Source organism: Sorangiineae bacterium MSr11367 (assembly GCA_037157805.1).
Taxonomy (GTDB): Bacteria; Myxococcota_A; Polyangia; order Polyangiales; family Polyangiaceae; genus Pendulispora; species Pendulispora rubella.
Window position 1 is genome coordinate 1,910,413 of the sequence record CP089983.1, and the last position, 17,319, is coordinate 1,927,731.

Annotated in this window: 12 protein-coding genes; 9 read left to right on the forward strand and 3 right to left on the reverse strand. The window is 63.4% G+C overall.

All coding sequences use genetic code 11. The annotated features are described in order from the left end of the window. Positions 1-32: 32 nt before the first annotated feature. Positions 33-1,112 (reverse strand): endo alpha-1,4 polygalactosaminidase, encoded by a 1,080-nt coding sequence (locus LVJ94_07470; GenBank protein ID WXB07072.1) that lies wholly within the window; start codon positions 1,110-1,112, stop codon positions 33-35. 226 nt (positions 1,113-1,338) lie between these two features. On the opposite strand from LVJ94_07470, the gene LVJ94_07475 reads away from it, so the two are divergent. The 9 genes from LVJ94_07475 to LVJ94_07515 all read left to right on the forward strand — a co-directional run bounded on the left by LVJ94_07475 (position 1,339) and on the right by LVJ94_07515 (position 15,773). Further along, a complete protein-coding gene (locus LVJ94_07475) occupies positions 1,339-4,221 on the forward strand; it encodes an endo alpha-1,4 polygalactosaminidase (GenBank protein WXB07073.1) in 2,883 nt (960 codons plus the stop codon). Beyond that, on the forward strand, positions 4,208-5,326 hold the full coding sequence (locus LVJ94_07480) for a hypothetical protein (protein WXB07074.1): 1,119 nt from the start codon (positions 4,208-4,210) through the stop codon (positions 5,324-5,326). Before LVJ94_07475 ends, LVJ94_07480 begins: the two co-directional genes overlap by 14 nt. Further along, a complete protein-coding gene (locus tag LVJ94_07485; GenBank protein ID WXB07075.1) occupies positions 5,326-8,091 on the forward strand; it encodes a tetratricopeptide repeat protein in 2,766 nt (921 codons plus the stop codon). The genes LVJ94_07480 and LVJ94_07485 overlap by 1 nt, the downstream gene beginning before the upstream one ends. Before the next feature lie 64 nt (positions 8,092-8,155). Continuing rightward, on the forward strand, positions 8,156-8,758 hold the full coding sequence (locus LVJ94_07490; protein WXB07076.1) for a hypothetical protein: 603 nt from the start codon (positions 8,156-8,158) through the stop codon (positions 8,756-8,758). Further along, positions 8,755-10,350, forward strand: coding sequence for a PelD GGDEF domain-containing protein (locus tag LVJ94_07495; GenBank protein ID WXB07077.1), 1,596 nt, complete (start codon positions 8,755-8,757; stop codon positions 10,348-10,350). The genes LVJ94_07490 and LVJ94_07495 overlap by 4 nt, the downstream gene beginning before the upstream one ends. Further along, positions 10,319-11,338: a hypothetical protein gene (locus tag LVJ94_07500; GenBank protein ID WXB07078.1), complete on the forward strand. Its 1,020-nt coding sequence runs from the start codon at positions 10,319-10,321 to the stop codon at positions 11,336-11,338. The genes LVJ94_07495 and LVJ94_07500 overlap by 32 nt, the downstream gene beginning before the upstream one ends. Continuing rightward, positions 11,335-13,032, forward strand: a complete 1,698-nt coding sequence (gene pelF / locus LVJ94_07505) for a GT4 family glycosyltransferase PelF (GenBank protein WXB07079.1) — start codon at positions 11,335-11,337, stop codon at positions 13,030-13,032. Before LVJ94_07500 ends, pelF begins: the two co-directional genes overlap by 4 nt. Positions 13,033-13,036: 4 nt before the next feature. Beyond that, entirely contained in the window at positions 13,037-14,407 is a 1,371-nt protein-coding gene (pelG, locus tag LVJ94_07510) for an exopolysaccharide Pel transporter PelG (GenBank protein WXB07080.1), read from the forward strand. Positions 14,408-14,588: 181 nt separating this feature from the next. Continuing rightward, entirely contained in the window at positions 14,589-15,773 is a 1,185-nt protein-coding gene (locus tag LVJ94_07515) for an aminotransferase class I/II-fold pyridoxal phosphate-dependent enzyme (protein WXB07081.1), read from the forward strand. A 76-nt stretch (positions 15,774-15,849) separates the two neighbouring features. Here the strand turns inward: LVJ94_07515 and LVJ94_07520 are convergent, their stop codons facing one another. Both LVJ94_07520 and LVJ94_07525 read right to left on the reverse strand, forming a co-directional pair. Beyond that, positions 15,850-16,011: a Flp family type IVb pilin gene (locus LVJ94_07520; GenBank protein ID WXB07082.1), complete on the reverse strand. Its 162-nt coding sequence runs from the start codon at positions 16,009-16,011 to the stop codon at positions 15,850-15,852. 329 nt (positions 16,012-16,340) lie between these two features. Further along, complete coding sequence (locus tag LVJ94_07525; GenBank protein WXB07083.1) at positions 16,341-17,189, reverse strand: hypothetical protein; 849 nt, start codon at positions 17,187-17,189, stop codon at positions 16,341-16,343. Between the last annotated feature and the right edge of the window lie 130 nt (positions 17,190-17,319).

Sequence of the window (17,319 nt, forward strand, 5' to 3'; positions counted from 1 at the left end):
CTTCCCGTCTTCCTGTGAATTCTCTTCTCCTCTCAGAACGACCAGTAGCAGACGACGTTTTGGCCGCCGCTCTCGTCGGAGATGTACGGCGAGAAGCCGTTCTTCTCGCTCTTCGTCCAGGCGTCGCGCGCGGCCCGCTGGTTTCCGCAGCTGCCGACGTAGTCCTCCGTCGCGATCCACAGGGGCCGACCCGACTTGCTCCGAATGTTCAATTGCTTCCAGGCAAGGAGCTCGGCTTCGGCGTTTGCATCGGCCCGAGGTGCGTACACCTCTTCGTGCGAAATCCCGTCGAGCAACGTGGCGAACCGTACGCCGCCCGTGATCCCGAGGCGCGTGACTCTGCCGGTAGCGTTCTGCATCACCAGCAGCAAGTCCGGGAACTTCTCCCTCAGCCGCCGCACCAAATCCAGCCCGCCCTGCTTGCAGCGTGCACTGCACGGACCGTTGGCGCTCGACTTCGGGTGCTCCACGATCTCCAGGTTGTCCAAATAGAATCCATCGACCTTGCGGGCTGCCAGCCGCGCGGCCACGAAGTCGACCATGAGCGCCTGGTAGTCCGGGTCGCTCGGGTCCATCCACGTCTCCTCGGAGTAGCCCGAGTAGGCACCCAATTGCGCCTTCTTGTTCTTCCCGCACGGAACGAACGGCGCCGGAGCTCGCGTCCAATACGAGCGCGTTCGCTCGCACGATCCCAAGTTCAAATAACTAAGAACCCTATTTTTCCCGCCCGCCCGCAGCACCGCGAGCTGCGCATCGGAAAAATTGGCCTCGCCGTCGACATCCGGATCCGCATCGATGTTGATGATCCGGTACGTCCGGGCCACCCGCGCGATGTCCTTCATCTTCGCCGCCGGCCCATAGAACGAAACCCACGGCCCGCTCTCTGGAAATCCCGGCCCCACCCCTGTTAGAGAGGTGCCATCCACCGGACCCACGGGCGCCACGTCCTCGCCCCGCGACTCGTTGTCGCCCTCATTGGGTGAGCCCGGTACAGTGCTTGCTCCCGTCGCGCCGCCAGAGGAACTGGCCGCGGACCTACCCCCGCCGGATTGTGCACCGCCACACGCGTAAATGGTCGCTCCAGCGACCAGCCCGGCGGCTGTGGGGATCACCAATGCAATGTAAAAAAATCTATTCAGGCTGCAGAACATACCATACGCTCCGCCGCGTTGCGGTATTTCCGGACTGCGCCGCGCGCCGCGGCCGGCCTTTCCACAAGGGGGCAACGTCGTGATTCGGTCGTTACAAGAATGGCGTTTGTTTCCAAGGAAGCACCCCCGCGCGGCCATTAGTCCGAAAGTGAGTGTACCCAGTCTTTGGACGGTCCTCGCATCGCTCGTGAGCGTCATCGTACTCCTCTCGGGTGGCGACGCCCGTGCCGAGGTTGCGACGTCCCCTCCGCGTTTGCGCACCGCCTTCTATTACGCGGCAAACGTGCCGCCCGAGCTTCTAAACCACTACGATCGCGTCGTCGTCGAACCGGAATACGCCACCGCGCTTCCCCCCCGCGCCGCTTCACGCGCCGAACTTTTCGCCTACGTAAGCCTGGGCGAAGTGCATCCAACACGCGCGTACAGTAAGCAGGTACCGACGGCGTGGGTCCTCGGCAAGAATGGCGAATACGGTGCCGACATCATCGACGCCGCCCGCCCCGAGTGGCGCCCCTTCGTGCTCGATCGCATCCTCGAGCCGCTTTACCAAAAGGGTTATCGCGGCTTCTTCTTCGACACGCTCGAAAGCTACAAGCGCTTTGCCCCTGCGTCCGCTTGGCCTCGCCACGCGAGCAGCCTGGCGTCCATCGTCACTGGCTTCGCCCAGCGACACCCTGACGCAAAGATCCTGCTCAATCGCGGTTTCGAGTTTCTCCCGCAGGTGGCAACTTCAGTTGCCGGGGTCGTCGCGGAATCCCTTTTCAATACGTGGGAACCCGTGCCTGGCCGCGAAGGACAAGCGCCCACCCAGCGCGCCGTCCCCGTGACCAAGGAGCAAAGCGACGCGCTTCTCGCCAAGCTGCGCGACGTCACCACGCGCTATCACCTGCCGATCACGGTCATCGATTACGTACCTGCCTCGGCAGGTGCCGATGCACGCAAGGCTGCGGCGAAGAAGATCCTCGCCGTCGGATTTGCCCCGTACATCACCGGATTCAACGTGGACGAAGTCGGCCTGGGCGAGGTCGAAAGCATCTCCCGCCGCATCTTGCTTTTGCACAAGGGCGACGACCAAGGCTACCTCGGCGTCCAAGACGCCAACGTCCTCATCGCACCCGTGCTCGAGTGGATGGGATATCGAATCGACTACATGGATGTGCGCCGCACGCTCCCCGCGAACAACCTCGCGGGCCAGTACGCCGGCATCGTCGTCTTTCTGCCCGAGGGCGCCCCGAACGAGGCGCCACTGGAACGCTTTCTCATTCGGCAGCTCGATGCCGGGATGAAGATCGCTTTCATGGAGGGCTTCGGATTCAGCCCCAACGAGCGCTTCCTCCGTCGCATTGGCCTGGCCGCTGCCAGCGTGGAGGTGAAACCCCCCATGGTCTTCAACCCGACGGCACTCTCCCCGTACGTCGGTTTCGAGGCCAAGCCCCGCGCCCACGTGCGCGAGCTCACGCCGGTGACGTTGGGCCCGAACGCCGAGGCCAGCAAGACGAAAAGCTTCCTCCGCGTGCAGGACTCCGCCAAGCAAACGTGGGACGGCGTCGTGATTGGCTCGTGGGGTGGCGCCGCATTTTTCCCGTACGTCCTTCAAGAAGGCCTCGAGGGTGAGCGCCGGTGGATCCTGGATCCATTCCGTTTTCTTCACGATGCCCTGGATCTTCCGAGCATCCCGGTTCCTGATGTGACCACCGAGAGCGGCCGGCGTCAGCTTACCGTTCATATCGACGGCGACGCCTTCCCCAGCCTCGCCGAGCGCCATGGCTACCCGTACGCTGGACAAGTCGTCCTGGACGAACTCTTGAGGGCGTATCCGCAACTCCCGCATACCGTTTCGGTCGTGGAGGGCGAAGTTGGTCCTGCCGGGAGGTATCCGGAGAAGTCGCCGGCGCTCGAGCGCATCGCCCGCGAGATCTTCCGACTACCGAACGTCGAGCTGGCGAGCCATACGTACAGCCACCCGTTCTTCTGGGCCGACGCCGAAGCAGGAAAAACCGAGCCGCATGGCCTCGAGCCGGTGCATCTCCCGATTCCCGGTTACAAGTTCTCGCTTCAGCGGGATATCGCTGGTTCGGTCGACTACATCAACAAGCGACTTGCCCCGCCGGACAAGAAAGTGAAAGTCGTTTTGTGGCCGGGGGATTGTTCCCCGAGCGGTCGGGCCGTGGGGATGACCCAGGACATCGGCGTGTTCAATGTGAACGGGGGCGGGGCCACCCGGAGCCGGGAAACGCCGTCTCTCACCCGTGGCTCGGCGATGGGCGTGCCAGAGGACAATGGATCGTTTCAAGTCTTTGCCCCCGTCGAGAACGAGAACGTTTATACGAACGACTTCCTCGGCCCGTATTACGGATATCGCCGTGCCATCGAAACGTTCGAGCTGAATGAGAGCCCCCGCCGACTAAGCCACATTCCGATTTACTTTCATTTCTATTCGGCTACGAAGACGGCTGCGCTTTCGGCAGTTAAGGAAGTCTACGCATGGGCGCTCCGTCAGGAGACCACACCGCTCTACCTCAGCGAATACGCAGCCAAAGTCCTGGCGTTTCAGAAAGTGACGCTGGCGCGTCGAATCGAGGACGGGGCGTGGGAGATCGGGCAAAACGGACCATTGCGGACGGTTCGCGTGGACGAACAGTGGGGTTTCCCCGATTTCGAACGATCTTCGGGAGTTGCGGGCTTGCGCGACGTGCCGCAAGGGCGTTACGTTCACCTCGTGTCGGGGGAGAAGGTGGTGCTTGCGCCGAGCGCGTCGCCACCTCGGGGGGTGTACTTAGAGCACGCGAACGGGCGAATCGAGTACTGGACTCGCGAGAAAGCGAAGGGGGCGCGCTTGCGTATTCGGGGGCATGTGCCGTTGTCCATCACGGTGGGGGGAGTGCAGCGCGGTGCGAACTGCGTGTTGCGGTATGGCGGCGCGGGAAGTGCATCGCCGGGTGGTCAGAAGACGGACCAGAAGATCGCAAGAGGAGTGCTGGCGACGGTGAAGAACGCGAGCGCGGCGGTTTCCATCATGTTTACGCTGAAAGAGACAGACACCGGGGAGGGGAGTCTTGAATGTCAGTAACCTCGGCCGGCCACCGGCCATCCCGGTAGAGCACGCGCGCCTCGCCGGGTATCCGGGGCTCGTGGGCTTCGCCGTGGTGCTGACGGGCATGCTGGCCCTCGTCTTCCCGACGGGGAAGGAATATGCCGATTTTACCAGCGTGAAGACGCCGGATCGCTATTCCATTGCCTACCTGGACGTTCTCACCCGCGCCAATCCCGAAGAACTCGAGCTGCGCGTCGTTTACGTAAAGCAACTCGGCACGCTGGGCCGCTTTTCCAAGGCACTCGCCTTGCTCGAGCCGGTGTCTTTGGCGCCGCGTTACGAGGCCATGGCCAAAAACATGCGCTTCGACCTTCGCCTGGCGCAGGCGCGGTCCATTCCCGAGGGGGATCCTCTTCGGCAACAGACATTTGATCTGGCGCTCGTCGACTTGGAGGCATTGCGCCCTCTTCAGCATGACGCTGCCCGATTGCGTGAGCTCGCCAAAGTGTCCTTGGAGCTCGAACGGCCTGCCATGGCGTCGGAGTTCCTTTTGCGCCTTGCGGAGCAATCGGACGATGGGTCGCGTGCAGCCATTTTGGCGGAAGCCGCCCATTGGCAGCGAGCCTCGAGTGACGGTAAACGTGCATCCGTGAACTACGACAAGGCGGCGGCCTTGAGCACCGATCCCACCGTCGGTCGCGCGTACGCGCTCGCGAGCATTGCGGCGCTGGAAGCGGAAAACGCGGTGACGGACGCCGCCGATCGCGCGGCGATGTACGCGGCCAAATTCCCGAAGGACGTGGAAATCGTGATGCGCGCAGCCTCCCTGGCCACGGCGTGCTCCCGTCATGCGGTGGCACGCGATCTGGGGCAACGGGCAATCGACCTTCAATCGGAGGGCGAGAACTCGGACGCCTTCCTGCGCGCACAAGCCAAGCGCGATCTCAGCGTGAACGACCCCCACGCCGCGTTGCGCTCGATCAAACGGCTGGTCGCGCGCCATCCGAACGATGTCGACTTGCGCGAGACCGAGGCCATCGTGGCCGAATGGGCCGGCGATCGACGCCTCGCCTACCGTGATTGGCTTTTCGTGATGAAGCATGAAGGGGCCGGCCGACCGCGCGGAGGAATACGCCTCTAATGCGGTTGCGCGGCTACGGTCTCTTGTGCGCCCTGTCGATGGCGCTCCTTGGAAGCTCGCCCGCGTCGGGGGCGAAGCCCGGGGTCGGGTCTCGCCCGGCTCGCCCGCCGCATGGGCCGCGATCCGCGCGCGACAACGTCGTGCGGCTCGCGACCATGCTCGACGACGAGCGTACCCTGGCCGAATTGAAGCGTGAGGGCGCGCTCAATCCCCGCGCCTCCGAAAAAACGCTGCTCGATGCGATGCGCTCCTACGAGGCCCTGGGCGATCCCGAGGGTGCGGTCGACATCCTGCGAAGACGCTCCGCGCGTTTCCCCGAGGAAACGATGCCGCGGGTCCAGTTGGCCTTGCTCTTCGAGCGCATGGGCAAATCGGAAAACGCGATTCCCGTGTGGCAGGCCCTCGACGAGAAATTCGGCCTCACCACCGAGCAGACGGTTCAATACGCGCGCGTGCTGTCGCGCCTCGGGCGCCTCGAGGAGTCGCTGGCGGTGCTGAAAAAGCATCGGCCCAATCCGAAGGAGCCGCCGCCAACCCCGCCGCCGCCCAATCCCGCTTCCCACGAACCGTGGATTCCCCCCGCTCAAGCCTATTGGCGCGACATTGCCACGCTCGCATGGCAGTTCGATGACTCGGCGGAGGCCCTGGACGCCTACCGGCGCGTCTGGGCAGCCGACCACCGCGCCCCGGACGCCTCGTTTCGCCTGATGACCCTGGCCGCCGAGGTGGGCGCGCGCGAGGAAGCGACGGCCGTCGCCCTCGAAGGTTACAAAGCGGAGAAGAACCCGCGGTACCTCCTTTTCATCGCCGAACAGTGCGAGCGCGTCGAAGATTGGATCTGCGTCGCGCGTATCTTGAACGTGCCCATGTCCGAGCAGGCGCTTTTCGAGGGTCGGGAGCAATTCTGGCTTCTGCGCGCCGAGGCGTACGACCATCTGGGCAACAAGAACGCGGCCCGCGATGCCTACCGCGCGGCCCTGCGCCTGAATCCCGGCTCCGTGCCCATTCGCTTGGCGCTGCTCTGGGACGCCATCGATCGCAAAGAGACGCAGACCCTGAGCGATTACATCAATGCCTGGAAGGACGACGTCAACGGTGAGCCGGAGATGTGGAGTCCTTATGCCATCGCGCTGGTGCGGTTGGGGCGGGTGCGAGAGGCGATTCCCTTCTTCCAGCGCCGCATCCGCGCGCAGCCTGGCGAATACGTGACCATGCTGGGCTACGCCGACGCGCTCGACCTGATTCACCGCGGCGACATGGCCCAGCGTTTGCGGCACCACGCCTTTGCCAAATTGCGCGAGGGGCTCGTGGTGCGCCTGCAGGACCCGAAGCGCCTCCCGCCGGACGAGTTCCACCAGCTGGAGACCCACGCGGAGCTCACGCGGAACCTCGTCGGCGTCCAGGAAGGCGAGCGCTGGTTTTCCTATGCGATGAACCACTCCAAGCCGTCGGAGTACCGCGAGGACTTTGCGCTCGGTTGGTATCTAGGCAACGACAAGCCCGACTACGTCAAAAAGCGGCTGGCCTCGCCGGAATCGCTCCGCTACGAGCGCCCCATCTGGGATTCTTACCGTCTCAGCCTGGCCTCTACCGAGGACGACCGGACGGAAATGGCAAGGATTCTCGGTCGTTCGCAAACGCTGGGGTACGCTGAAAAATACAAGGCGGAACTCGAAATCGGGCGCGACGATCTCGCGCAGGCCACCATCCAAGAGCAGCTTGTTCGCGAAGAGCCGATCGTCGACGAAATCGAACTGCGAACGGCCCAACGCGACATCTTCGAACGACACGCTCCTATCGGGCGCGTCGGCGGCACCTACGAATACGTCGATGGCTTGCACGTTGCGGGACCGGACATCCTTGCAGGGCATGACGTCGGAAGAGACTGGCGTCTACTTTACGACGGTTTTGCTCGCGAGATGACCTCGCCCAATCAGTCGGTCACCATTCCAGGTGACGGACGCCGTTACGAGGCCGACCTGGGGGTGACCTTGCGTTTCCAGCAACGCGACAGCATCTTCGAACTCGGCGCCGGCGCCAACTACCAACCAAACAACGGCGGCAGCAAAGCCACTGCGGTCCCGCACCTCGAGCTCTACCATGCGCGCGACTTCCTTCGCGACCGGGTGAGCGCCGTGTTCAGCGCGAAGCTGAACACTCAAATTGACGACACACCCTTCATGCGTCTCGCGGCCGTGCGGGACGAAGTGAACGTCATCGGCCATTTGGGAATTACGCAGCACCTTTACATGGTCGGAGACGTGCTCGCGCGCGAGAATACCTCGCGGACCTTCGAACACCTGGGATCGGAAGTTGGCGGCTCGGCCGATCTCGGCGTTCACATCCTGCGCCGCACCCCAGAACTGAATATCGCCTTCCGCGCCAGCGTCTACCACCGGGTCAACGTGTCGACGATTCCGGGAGACCTCCAGGAAGTCATTCCCGTCGGCACCGCGAAGGACGTGGAAGCCTACCTCGCTCCGTCCTACCGCATGCTGAGCGGTGTTGTGCAGTTGACACGTGGTGACTTCTTCGAGCGGCAGCGAGCCGAACGGTTGCCACTTCCGCGTTACGACTGCGCCGCGGAATTTGGATATCTCTTTCCGCAAAACGCGCCAGCGGGCGGACTTCGTTGCTCCGGCAGCGTTCGAGTCTCCTCCCATGGATACGTGAGTCTCCTGGGCTCCTACACCCTCGGCCTCTTCGGCATCGAGGACTCCACCATGTTTCGCACGAGTCTTGCGTATTCGCAGTTCTTCAATTGAACCCCTCCCTGTTTCCTCCGCCCTACCGAGCGGGATCCCTCAACCACGGCCATTTGAAAGCAAGATGAAAACGAACACGCCATCATCCAAGAACGGCCCCGCAGACGGGACCTGGGGTAGGCACCGGGTATCTCACCTGCTCCTGGGAAGCCTCGTTTGTGCATTCGTTGCATCGACCACCATCGGATGCGGCAACACACAAACGCGCGTGCAGCACGGGCAGGCTACGCGCCTCAAAGCGCGTTGGGCGTTGCTTCCGTTCGCGAATCACTCGGAGGCCCCGCAGGCGGGGGAACGGGTGGAAGCGATGCTCTCCACGCTGCTGCGCACGCGTGGGGTCACTGGCTTGGAGATGTACCCGGCACCGAAGGACGATGAGACGCATCTGACGGCGAGCGATCGCCAGCGCTACGAAGAAGCGCTGATGTGGGCGCAGCAGCAGCGCGTCGACTACGCCGTCGCGGGTAGCGTCGAGGAGTGGCGTTACAAGAGCGGCCTCGATGGCGAGCCGGCCGTCGGAGTCAGCGTGCGTGTGTTCGACGTCGCGACGAAGCGCGTTCTCTGGTCGGCCTCCGGAACGCGAAGCGGCACCAGTGGCGAAAACGCCAGTGGCGCCGCCCTTTCCCTGATGGACTCGATGGTTAAAGAATTGGACGTGGTGCCATGAACAGGAATTCTACTTTTCGCCCGCGCAACGCAGGGCCTCCAGAAGAATCTCGCCTGCGCGCCGTCAGCGGTACGTCCGAAGTCTCGGGCCCGCCGAACTCGTTCTCGCGCATCTTCCTCGCGTCGCTGGACAAGTACCAAAAGTCGCACGGGCGCGCGCGGCACATTGGTTCGGCGATCGAGGAATCCGCTGGTTACATCGCGCAGCAGACGGCGACGCACGACCGCCATGCGGGCAGCGCCGCCATCAAGCTTCGGTCACCGCGCGCGGTGTTCGAAATGGTGCTCCTCACCGCCGCCCTTCCGTTGATTGGCTACTTCACCAATCCGGACGATCCCTTCTTCCTCAAGTCGGATTGCTCGTGGCTCCTGCTCGCGCCGGTGCTCTTGGGTCTCCGCCACGGCTTCGCGCCGGCGGTGGCCAGTGCGCTCATTCTCGATGGTCTCATGCTCGGCGCCTGGCGGACGCACTCGTTCGGCGTTTCCGCGCTTCCCGGCGCAAGCCTCATTGGCCTTTTCGTCTTCGCGATGATCACGGGCCAATTCTCCGACGTGTGGAAGCGCGAAATCGTCCGCCTCGACGGCGCCTTCAACGTGGCACGCCGCCAGCTGAACGAGCTCTCGCGCGAGCACTTCCTGCTCGAGGTCTCCTACGACAAGACGCTCGACGCCCAGGCCCAGCGCCTTTCCCCGAATTTGCGTGATGCCATCGCCGCCGTGCGCAAGCTCACCACCGAGGGACAGGACGCCTCCATGGATGTCTTGGCCAAACCGATTCTCGAGGTGATGGCCCAGTACTGCCTGATCGAAACTTGCTCCGTCTACGCCGTGCACGACGGTGTCATCGCGGCCCGTCCCGCCGTGTGCATGGGCGGCACCCAGGGCCTGGTCATCGACAAGGACTTGCTCGTCGTCGAGGCCCTGCGCAACAAGAAGCTCACCACGTTGACCGAGGCGGGGCGCGACTCCGCCAAGGCCAAGATGCAAACGAGCCTGCTCGCGGCCGTGCCCTTCGTCGACACGGCGGGCAACGTGCACGGTGTGCTCTGCATCGAGGCGATGCCCTTCGTCGCGTTCGACCGGAAGCACCTCGAGACGCTGTTCATCTTGGGCGGGCACTTCGGCGACATCTTGGCCGCGCAAGGCTCGACGAGCCATCTGGAGCTCGGCCGCCGTTACGAGTTCGAAGTGCGCATGCAGCGCGCGCTGAAGGACCTGAAGGACTACGACATTCCGTGCAGCGTGTTCGGCCTCATCGTGCAACGAAAGAGCCAGGTGAAAGAGCTGGTGAACACGATCCTCGGCGACGCTCTTCGCGTGCTCGACTTCCCGCTCGTCGAGCGTACGCCCGATGGCAACTACGCCGTCTTCAATCTATTGCCGATGACCGACGAAGCGAATGCCCAATCGCTGGTTGCGCACTTCGCCCACCTCGTCGAGAACGAGCTGCACACCACGTTGCTTATGGCCGGCGCCGATCCCTTCGTTCACGTACTTCGCAAAGAGCAGTCCGTGGACGACGTGATGACCCTTCTCTTGCACAAGGCGCAGCCGGGTCGACATGTCCCGTTCGAACATACTGCGGTGGGTTAGCGTCGCGACGCTCGCGGCGTTCTCGGTGCTCGACCTGGCGCTGATCGGCGCTGCGCTTGCCTATCCGTTTCTCACCTTCATGTTCGTGGCGCTCCTCGCTGTGAGGGGCGCCTTGTCGGCGTTGGGGAGCGTGGTGCATCTGTTGGGCGCTCCCCACCAGGTCTCGGCGGCGAAGGTGCCGTTCCTGCTCTTCGCCACCTTGATGCACTTCTTCATCCCGGTGGTGGGCTTCGTCGGCATGTCGGCGGTGCTACGCCTCGGGCTCGGCGCACAGCGCGTGGAGGAGGCCCCCTCGTGGACGTCGTTCAGCTTCGAGGGCGAGGTTTTGCCCAAGCGCGGCTCGCTGAAGCAGCGCAGCATCACCCCGGCCGCGCTCGAAGACCTTCTCCGCTCGCAGCGGACCACGGCGGAAAAGCGATTTCAAACCGTACTTCAGATTCGCCACCTGCCGCAGAAGCAGGGGATCTCCCTCTTGAAGCTCGCGCTCAAGGACTCCTCGGACGAGGTGCGCCTCTTTGCCTTTTCGCGCCTCGAGCGCTTTCGGAACGATTTGGAAATGCAATCGCGTGAGCTGACGGAAAAGCTCACCATCACCGACGGGCCGGGAAAGCCGCTTTTGCATCTGCGCCTGGCCGAGGCATATTGGGAAATTGCTTACCTCGGGCTGGCCGAGGGCGCGGTGCTCGCGCACGCGCTGAAGAACGCGCAAGACCACGCCACCACCGCGTGCAAACTGCGGCCGGGCAGCGCGCCCGCCGAGTTTCTCTCGGGGCGCATTGCGCTTTTGCAAAAAGATTACGGCGATGCTTTCGGAGCGTTCGAACGCGCGGTGCATGCAGGATACACGCGGTTGAAGGCGCTGCCTTACATGGCCGAATGCGCGTTTCATCAGCAGCGATACGATGACGTTCGCACGATGCTCCACGAGGTGGAATCGTCGGGGCGCGAGGCAGCTCAATTCCAATCGGTGGTGGAGTTCTGGCGATGAAGACCGGTCGAGGTCCCAAACTCCGTCCCGGCGAAGTCGCGGACGTGACCTTGCTGCTCGAAGGGACGTACCCTTTCGTGAGCGGCGGCGTCTCGAGCTGGGTGCATCAGATCATCCGCGGGCTGCCGGAAATTCGCTTTTCCCTGGTGTTCATCGGCGGCTCGCCCGACAAGACGGAGAAGCTGCGCTACGAGTTGCCGCCGAACGTGGTGCACCTCGAAGAGCATTACCTCTCCGACGTGCCCAAAGAGCAACGCGTCGTCGCCCGCCGCGGTGACGAGGCGTTCCACCAGCATGCGCGCGCGCTGCACGACATGCTCGCCTCCGTCGGAACCGTGGCCACGCCTCCTGCCTCGTGGAGCGGAGGTTGGCCATCGATGGGGCAGCAACGCGCCCCGCGCCGGGTGAGCGGCTTCGTCGCCAGCGGCTCGACCTTCGAGAGCCTTGCGCAAGCCTCGCGCGAAGTTCTGCCCCAGGGCCCTGCGAGAGGGGGCGCGCTGGCGGAAGCCTTGACGCCGGTCGTCTCGGCCATGACCAAGAACCCGCACGGCTGCGAGCGCGACTTCCTCTTCAGCGAGCGCTCCTGGGAGATGATCACCGAGCGCTACGAATCCGGCGCGCGTGAGCACTCCTTCCTCGAATATTTCTGGTGCGTGCGCTCGATGCACACGCCCCTTTTCGTCATGGCGCGCGCCGCGGAGAGCATTCCTCCATCCCGCGCGTTCCACGTCATCTCCACGGGTTTTGCCGGCTTCTTGGGCATGCTCCTCAACCGCGCGCGCAACGTTCCGCTCATTCTGACGGAGCACGGCATCTACACGAAGGAACGCCGCATCGAGCTCCTTCAGGCCTCGTGGATCAAAGACGAAGATCTGCCCGGCGAAAGCTTCGGCGGCATGAGCGGCATCGGCCACTTTCGCCAGATGTGGATCCGCTTCTTCGAGGCGCTCGGCACCATGACGTACGCCGCGGCGAATCCCATTATTTCGCTCTACGAAGGCAATCGCGCGCGGCAGGTTCAAGATGGCGCCGACCGCTCGCGCACGCGCGTGTTGGTCAACGGCATCGACATCGCCCGCTTCGCGCCGCTGCGTGCGAAGCGTACGCAAGGCGTGCCCCGCGTGCTCGGTTTGATCGGCCGCGTGGTGCCCATCAAGGACATCAAGACCTTCATCCGCACCATGCGCGTCGTCGCGCAGGAGCTCCCCGGCACCGAAGGCTGGATCGTGGGGCCGGAGGAAGAGGATCCGAACTATGCGGCCGAGTGCCACGACTTGGTCAAAGGCCTGGGCCTCACCGGCGTGGTGAAATTCCTCGGCTTCCAGAAGGTGGAGGACATCCTCCCCAAGCTCGGGCTCAACGTGCTCACCTCCATCAGCGAGGCGCAGCCACTGGTCGTGCTCGAGGCCTTCGCGGCCGGTGTGCCTTGCGTCTCCTCCGACGTGGGCTGCTGCCGTGAGCTCATCGAGGGCGCCTCCGAACAAGACCGCGCCATCGGCACCGCGGGGAGCATCGTCAAAATCGCCGATCCCGAGGCCACGGGCCGCGCCGCCGTGGAGCTCTTGAAGGACGAACGCGCTTGGTACGCCGCGCAGAAGGCCGGCATCACCCGCGTCGAACGCTATTACACGCAGGCCCAAATGATCGACCGCTACCGCGCGGTCTATCAGGGCGCGTTGGGGAGCAACGGATAGAGCGATGGCAGGCATTGGCTTCGAGCTTCGGCAGCACCTGCAGAAGGAGTCGTACACCGACCTCTTTCGCGCGTACCTGGTCGCAGGTGTCGTCGGCTCCGGGCCGTGGCTCATCTCGATCTGCTCGCTGTTGCTCATCAATTTCTGGGGGCATTCCCACTCGCGTGACCCCGAGGCGATCACGCAGTTCTCGGCGACGGTTACCCATCTCATGGCCACGTCGCTCGTCGTTTCGGGCCTCGTGCAGCTGCTTTTTACGAGGTACGTCGCCGACCGCATTTTTCAGAAGAACGCCGACGCCATCGTCCCGAACTTGTTCGGGGTGCTGCTCCTCACGGTCATCGGCACGGGCACCTTGGGCTCGATGGTGTCGCTCCTCCTCTTTCCCGAGGGAGGCCATCTCGCGTTCCGCGCGCTCTTGGTGACGGGCTTCGTGCTGCTTTGCAACACGTGGGTCCTCACCGTGCTCTTTAGCGGCATGAAGGCCTACCGTACCGTCGTCGTCATCTTTCTCGGCGGCTACGCGGTGACCGTGGCCGCCTCGCTGGCCTTGGCGGCCTATGGGGCGGGCGGCTACCTCGCGGGCTTCTGCCTGGGCCACGGCCTCATGTTCTTCTGCATGCTCGTGATGGTGCTGCGCCAATATCCGAGCCAGCGCTTCATCGCGTTCGACTTCCTCGACAAGAAGCGCGTCTTCCCCGAGCTGGCCATTACCGGCTGCTTGTTCAACGCCGCGGTCTGGGCCGACAAGTTCATCTTCTGGTGGAACCCGGTGACCTCGGAGTCGCTCATCGGCCCCATTCGGTATTCCGTCGTTTACGACATACCGATTTTCGTCGCCTACCTATCCATCATTCCGGGGATGGCCGTCTTCTTCGTGCGCATCGAGACGGACTTCGCCGAGAGCTACGACTTGTATTACACGGCCGTGCGCCAAGGCGAGACGCTGAACGAGCTTCGCCGCCTTCGCAATGGGCTGGTGGAGGCCGCGCGTGCAGGCATCTACGACATTTTCCGCATCCAGGGTCTGGCGGTGGCGGTGCTCCTGCTCATCGGTTCGAAGGTGCTGAACCTGTTTCGCATTCCGCCGTTCTATCTGTACCTGTTTCGCATCGACGTGGTGGGCGTAGGCTTTCAGGTGGTGCTCCTCGGCCTGTTCACGATTTTGTTCTACCTCGATTATCGAAAGCTCGTCTTGTACATGTGTGCTTTCTTCCTGGTGGCCAACGTCGTGCTCTCCCTGGTGAGCCTACAACTCGGCCCGCGCTTTTACGGCTTCGGATTCGCCGTCGCCGTGGCCCTCACCAGCGTACTCACCCTGGGCCTGTTGTCGCGCAAGCTCGATCGCCTCGACTACGAAACCTTCATGCGTTGAAACGGCTGAAGAGAATTCACAGGAAGACGGGAAGACGGGAAGGGCTGACGGCGCGCACGGCGCAGAAGGCTTTTTTGAGGGTTTCCGGTTGGCCAACTGGGCTGATTGGAAACCTCAAAACCTTCCCGTCTTCCCGTCTTCCTGTGAATTTCTCCGGGTTGGGTTAGTGTGGGGCGCAGCCATGGACCCTATCGCTGCGCGGATTCGCGATTTTCCGACGACGGTTTTCACGGAGTTCAGTGCGCTGGCGCAGAAGCACCAGGCGGTGAACCTTGGGCAGGGGTTTCCGGACTTCGACGGGCCCGAGGAGATTCGTGAGGCGGCCGTGCGCGCGGTTCGCGGCGGGGTGAACCAGTATGCGGTCTCGTCGGGGGCGGTGGTGCTGAAGGAGGCCGTCGCCGAGCACGCCCTGCGCTTCTACGGCCAGAAGGTGGACCCTGCGACGGAGGTCATCGTGACGAACGGCGCCACCGAGGCGTTGTTCGATGCGACCTTGGCCTTCGTGAATCCGGGCGACGAGGTCATCGTGTTCGAGCCGTACTACGACTCGTACGTGGCCAACGTCACCATGGCGGGCGGCGTCCCTCGCTACGTCCTTTTGCGCCCGCCGGATGCCCAGCATACGCGCTGGTGGTACGACTCCGCCGAGCTCGAGGCGCAGTTCACGAGCCGGACGAAGTTCATCTTGCTCAACACGCCGCACAACCCCACGGGCAAAGTCTTCGACCGCGCGGAACTCGAGCACATTGCCTCGCTGTGCATTCGCCACGACGTGCTGGCCATCGCCGACGAAGTGTACGAGCACATTACCTTCGAGCCGGCGCGCCACCTTCGCCTTGCGACCATTCCCGGCATGGCCGAGCGCACGCTCACCATCAGCAGCGGCGGAAAGTCGTTCAGCTTCACGGGGTGGAAGGTGGGCTGGGTCATCGGCAGCCCCGCCCTGTGCGGCGCCGTTCAGAAGACGCACCAGTTCGTGACCTTCGCCGTCGCAGGTCCACTGCAGCACGCGATTGCGGCGGCGTTGCGGCTGCCCGACGCCTACTTCGTCGAGCTTGCTCGAAGCTACCGCACGAAGCGCGATCTCTTGGTGGACGCTCTCGATGCGGTCGGTCTGCGGCCCATCGCACCCGATGGCGCGTACTTCGTCATGGCCCGGATCGGCCATTTGGGCTTTCCCGACGACTTCGAGTTCTGCCGCTACCTCACGCGCGACATCGGCGTGGCCGCGATCCCGCCGACCGCCTTCTACGCGGAGCACCATCGCATCCACGGAAGCCACCTCGCCCGCTTCGCCTTCTGCAAGCGCGACGAGACGCTGCTTTCCGCGCGCGAGAAGCTGCTGGCTCGACTTTCGGGCAAGTGAGAAGGGCGAAATGAAGAAAGGGCCGGAGGCGACGAACCTCCGACCCTTTGAAGCTAACGCAAACCCTAGACGACGATCAGAACTCGCCCTTGGCGTCGTTCGCGGCGCCCTTGACGGCCTTGCCGAGCTTCTTGTACGCGCCGGCAACGATCAGGAGGATGGCAACGAGGAGCAAGCCGTACTCGATCGCGGTCGCGCCTTTTTCATCCTTGACGAGCTTCATGATGTCTTTGTTCATAGGAATTCTCCTGGATTGATTTCGTAGTTTGGGGGGATTGGGTACTGCGTACTGCGTACTGCGGGTGCTACGTGCAACGAGACGTTCTGTTGGACCTTACCGAAACGTTGCGCCTGCGCGATTCTCGTCTGTCACCGAGCGTCGCCGGCTTCGGGAGGACACTAGTACACGCTCCGTGCCAGCGTTTTGCAGGGAGGCAGAACGTGGTGTGCGGCGACTAAGTGTTCGTAATTATTGGGTATGTTCAGGGGCGAAGAACAGGGCCAGGGCCGGACGTTGCCTCGTTCATCGACTGGTCATCCACGATCCAGCGGCCCGACGTGCTCGCGTCACGCCAGCATCTTCGTCATCGTGATTTCGAACTGGCTTTGCGCCTGCCGGATCACACTGGCCGCCGCCGACGGCGACATCCGGCGCTCGTCCCGAAGGAGCCTTTCCGTCGTCTCGAGGATGCGACGGCGAACCTCGGCCACCCGTCGCGCGATGGTCGAGCGCGGCGTTTTGTACAAGTGCGACAACTGGTCCATCGTGAGCCCGTCGATGTAGTGAAGTCGAAGCATGGCGCGCTCGTTCGAAGCGAGATCCATCAAGGCTCGCTTGAATGCATCGCAGAAAAGGTCCTGCGCGCACGCATGCACGTAGGCGAGCTCGGGATCGCTCCCAGCCGCGAGCTCGTCGCGAAGCCGGCCCGACTTGGGCGCCTTCTCGCGCACATGGTTCAGCGCGGCGCGCGTTGCCACCACGCGCAGCCACCCGCCCAGTGCGCCCTTTCCAGAGTAGTCGGCGATTTTGGGAGCCGGTGTCGAATCCGGCCTACCGAGATAAAGACGTTCACGCAGCCGCTGCCGGATCTCCTCGACGGCATCCCGCCCGGTCTCGATGCGAAGAATGTATTCGGGGACGTGCCCCATGAAATGCTCTTCGAAATAGGCGATGGCCGCCCGATCGCCCCGGCCCACTCCGCACGCAAGGTAGAGGTCCGCCGCACGAACCGTGTCCAGAAACGCAATCGGGCAATCCGAAGTTGCCGCGTGACGCGCCAAATGAGCAACGAAGATATCGGGGGCGAGCGTTACCTTCGGCCACGTACGTCGCCCCTCGTCGAGCAGGGCTGCAAGCTTCACCGGGAGTTCGGTCGCATCCCGACCAATCGTGAAGTCGCCAGTGACGTTATCCACGAATCCTCGGGCGAGCTCCTCCCCAGTCATCCACTTGAAAGTATACTTGTGTCGAATTGCTCTGTCCTTCCGAATCAAGATTGCAAGCGTTCGTGGATGGCGAGCTCTCGCTGGCGGACATTGCGGCACT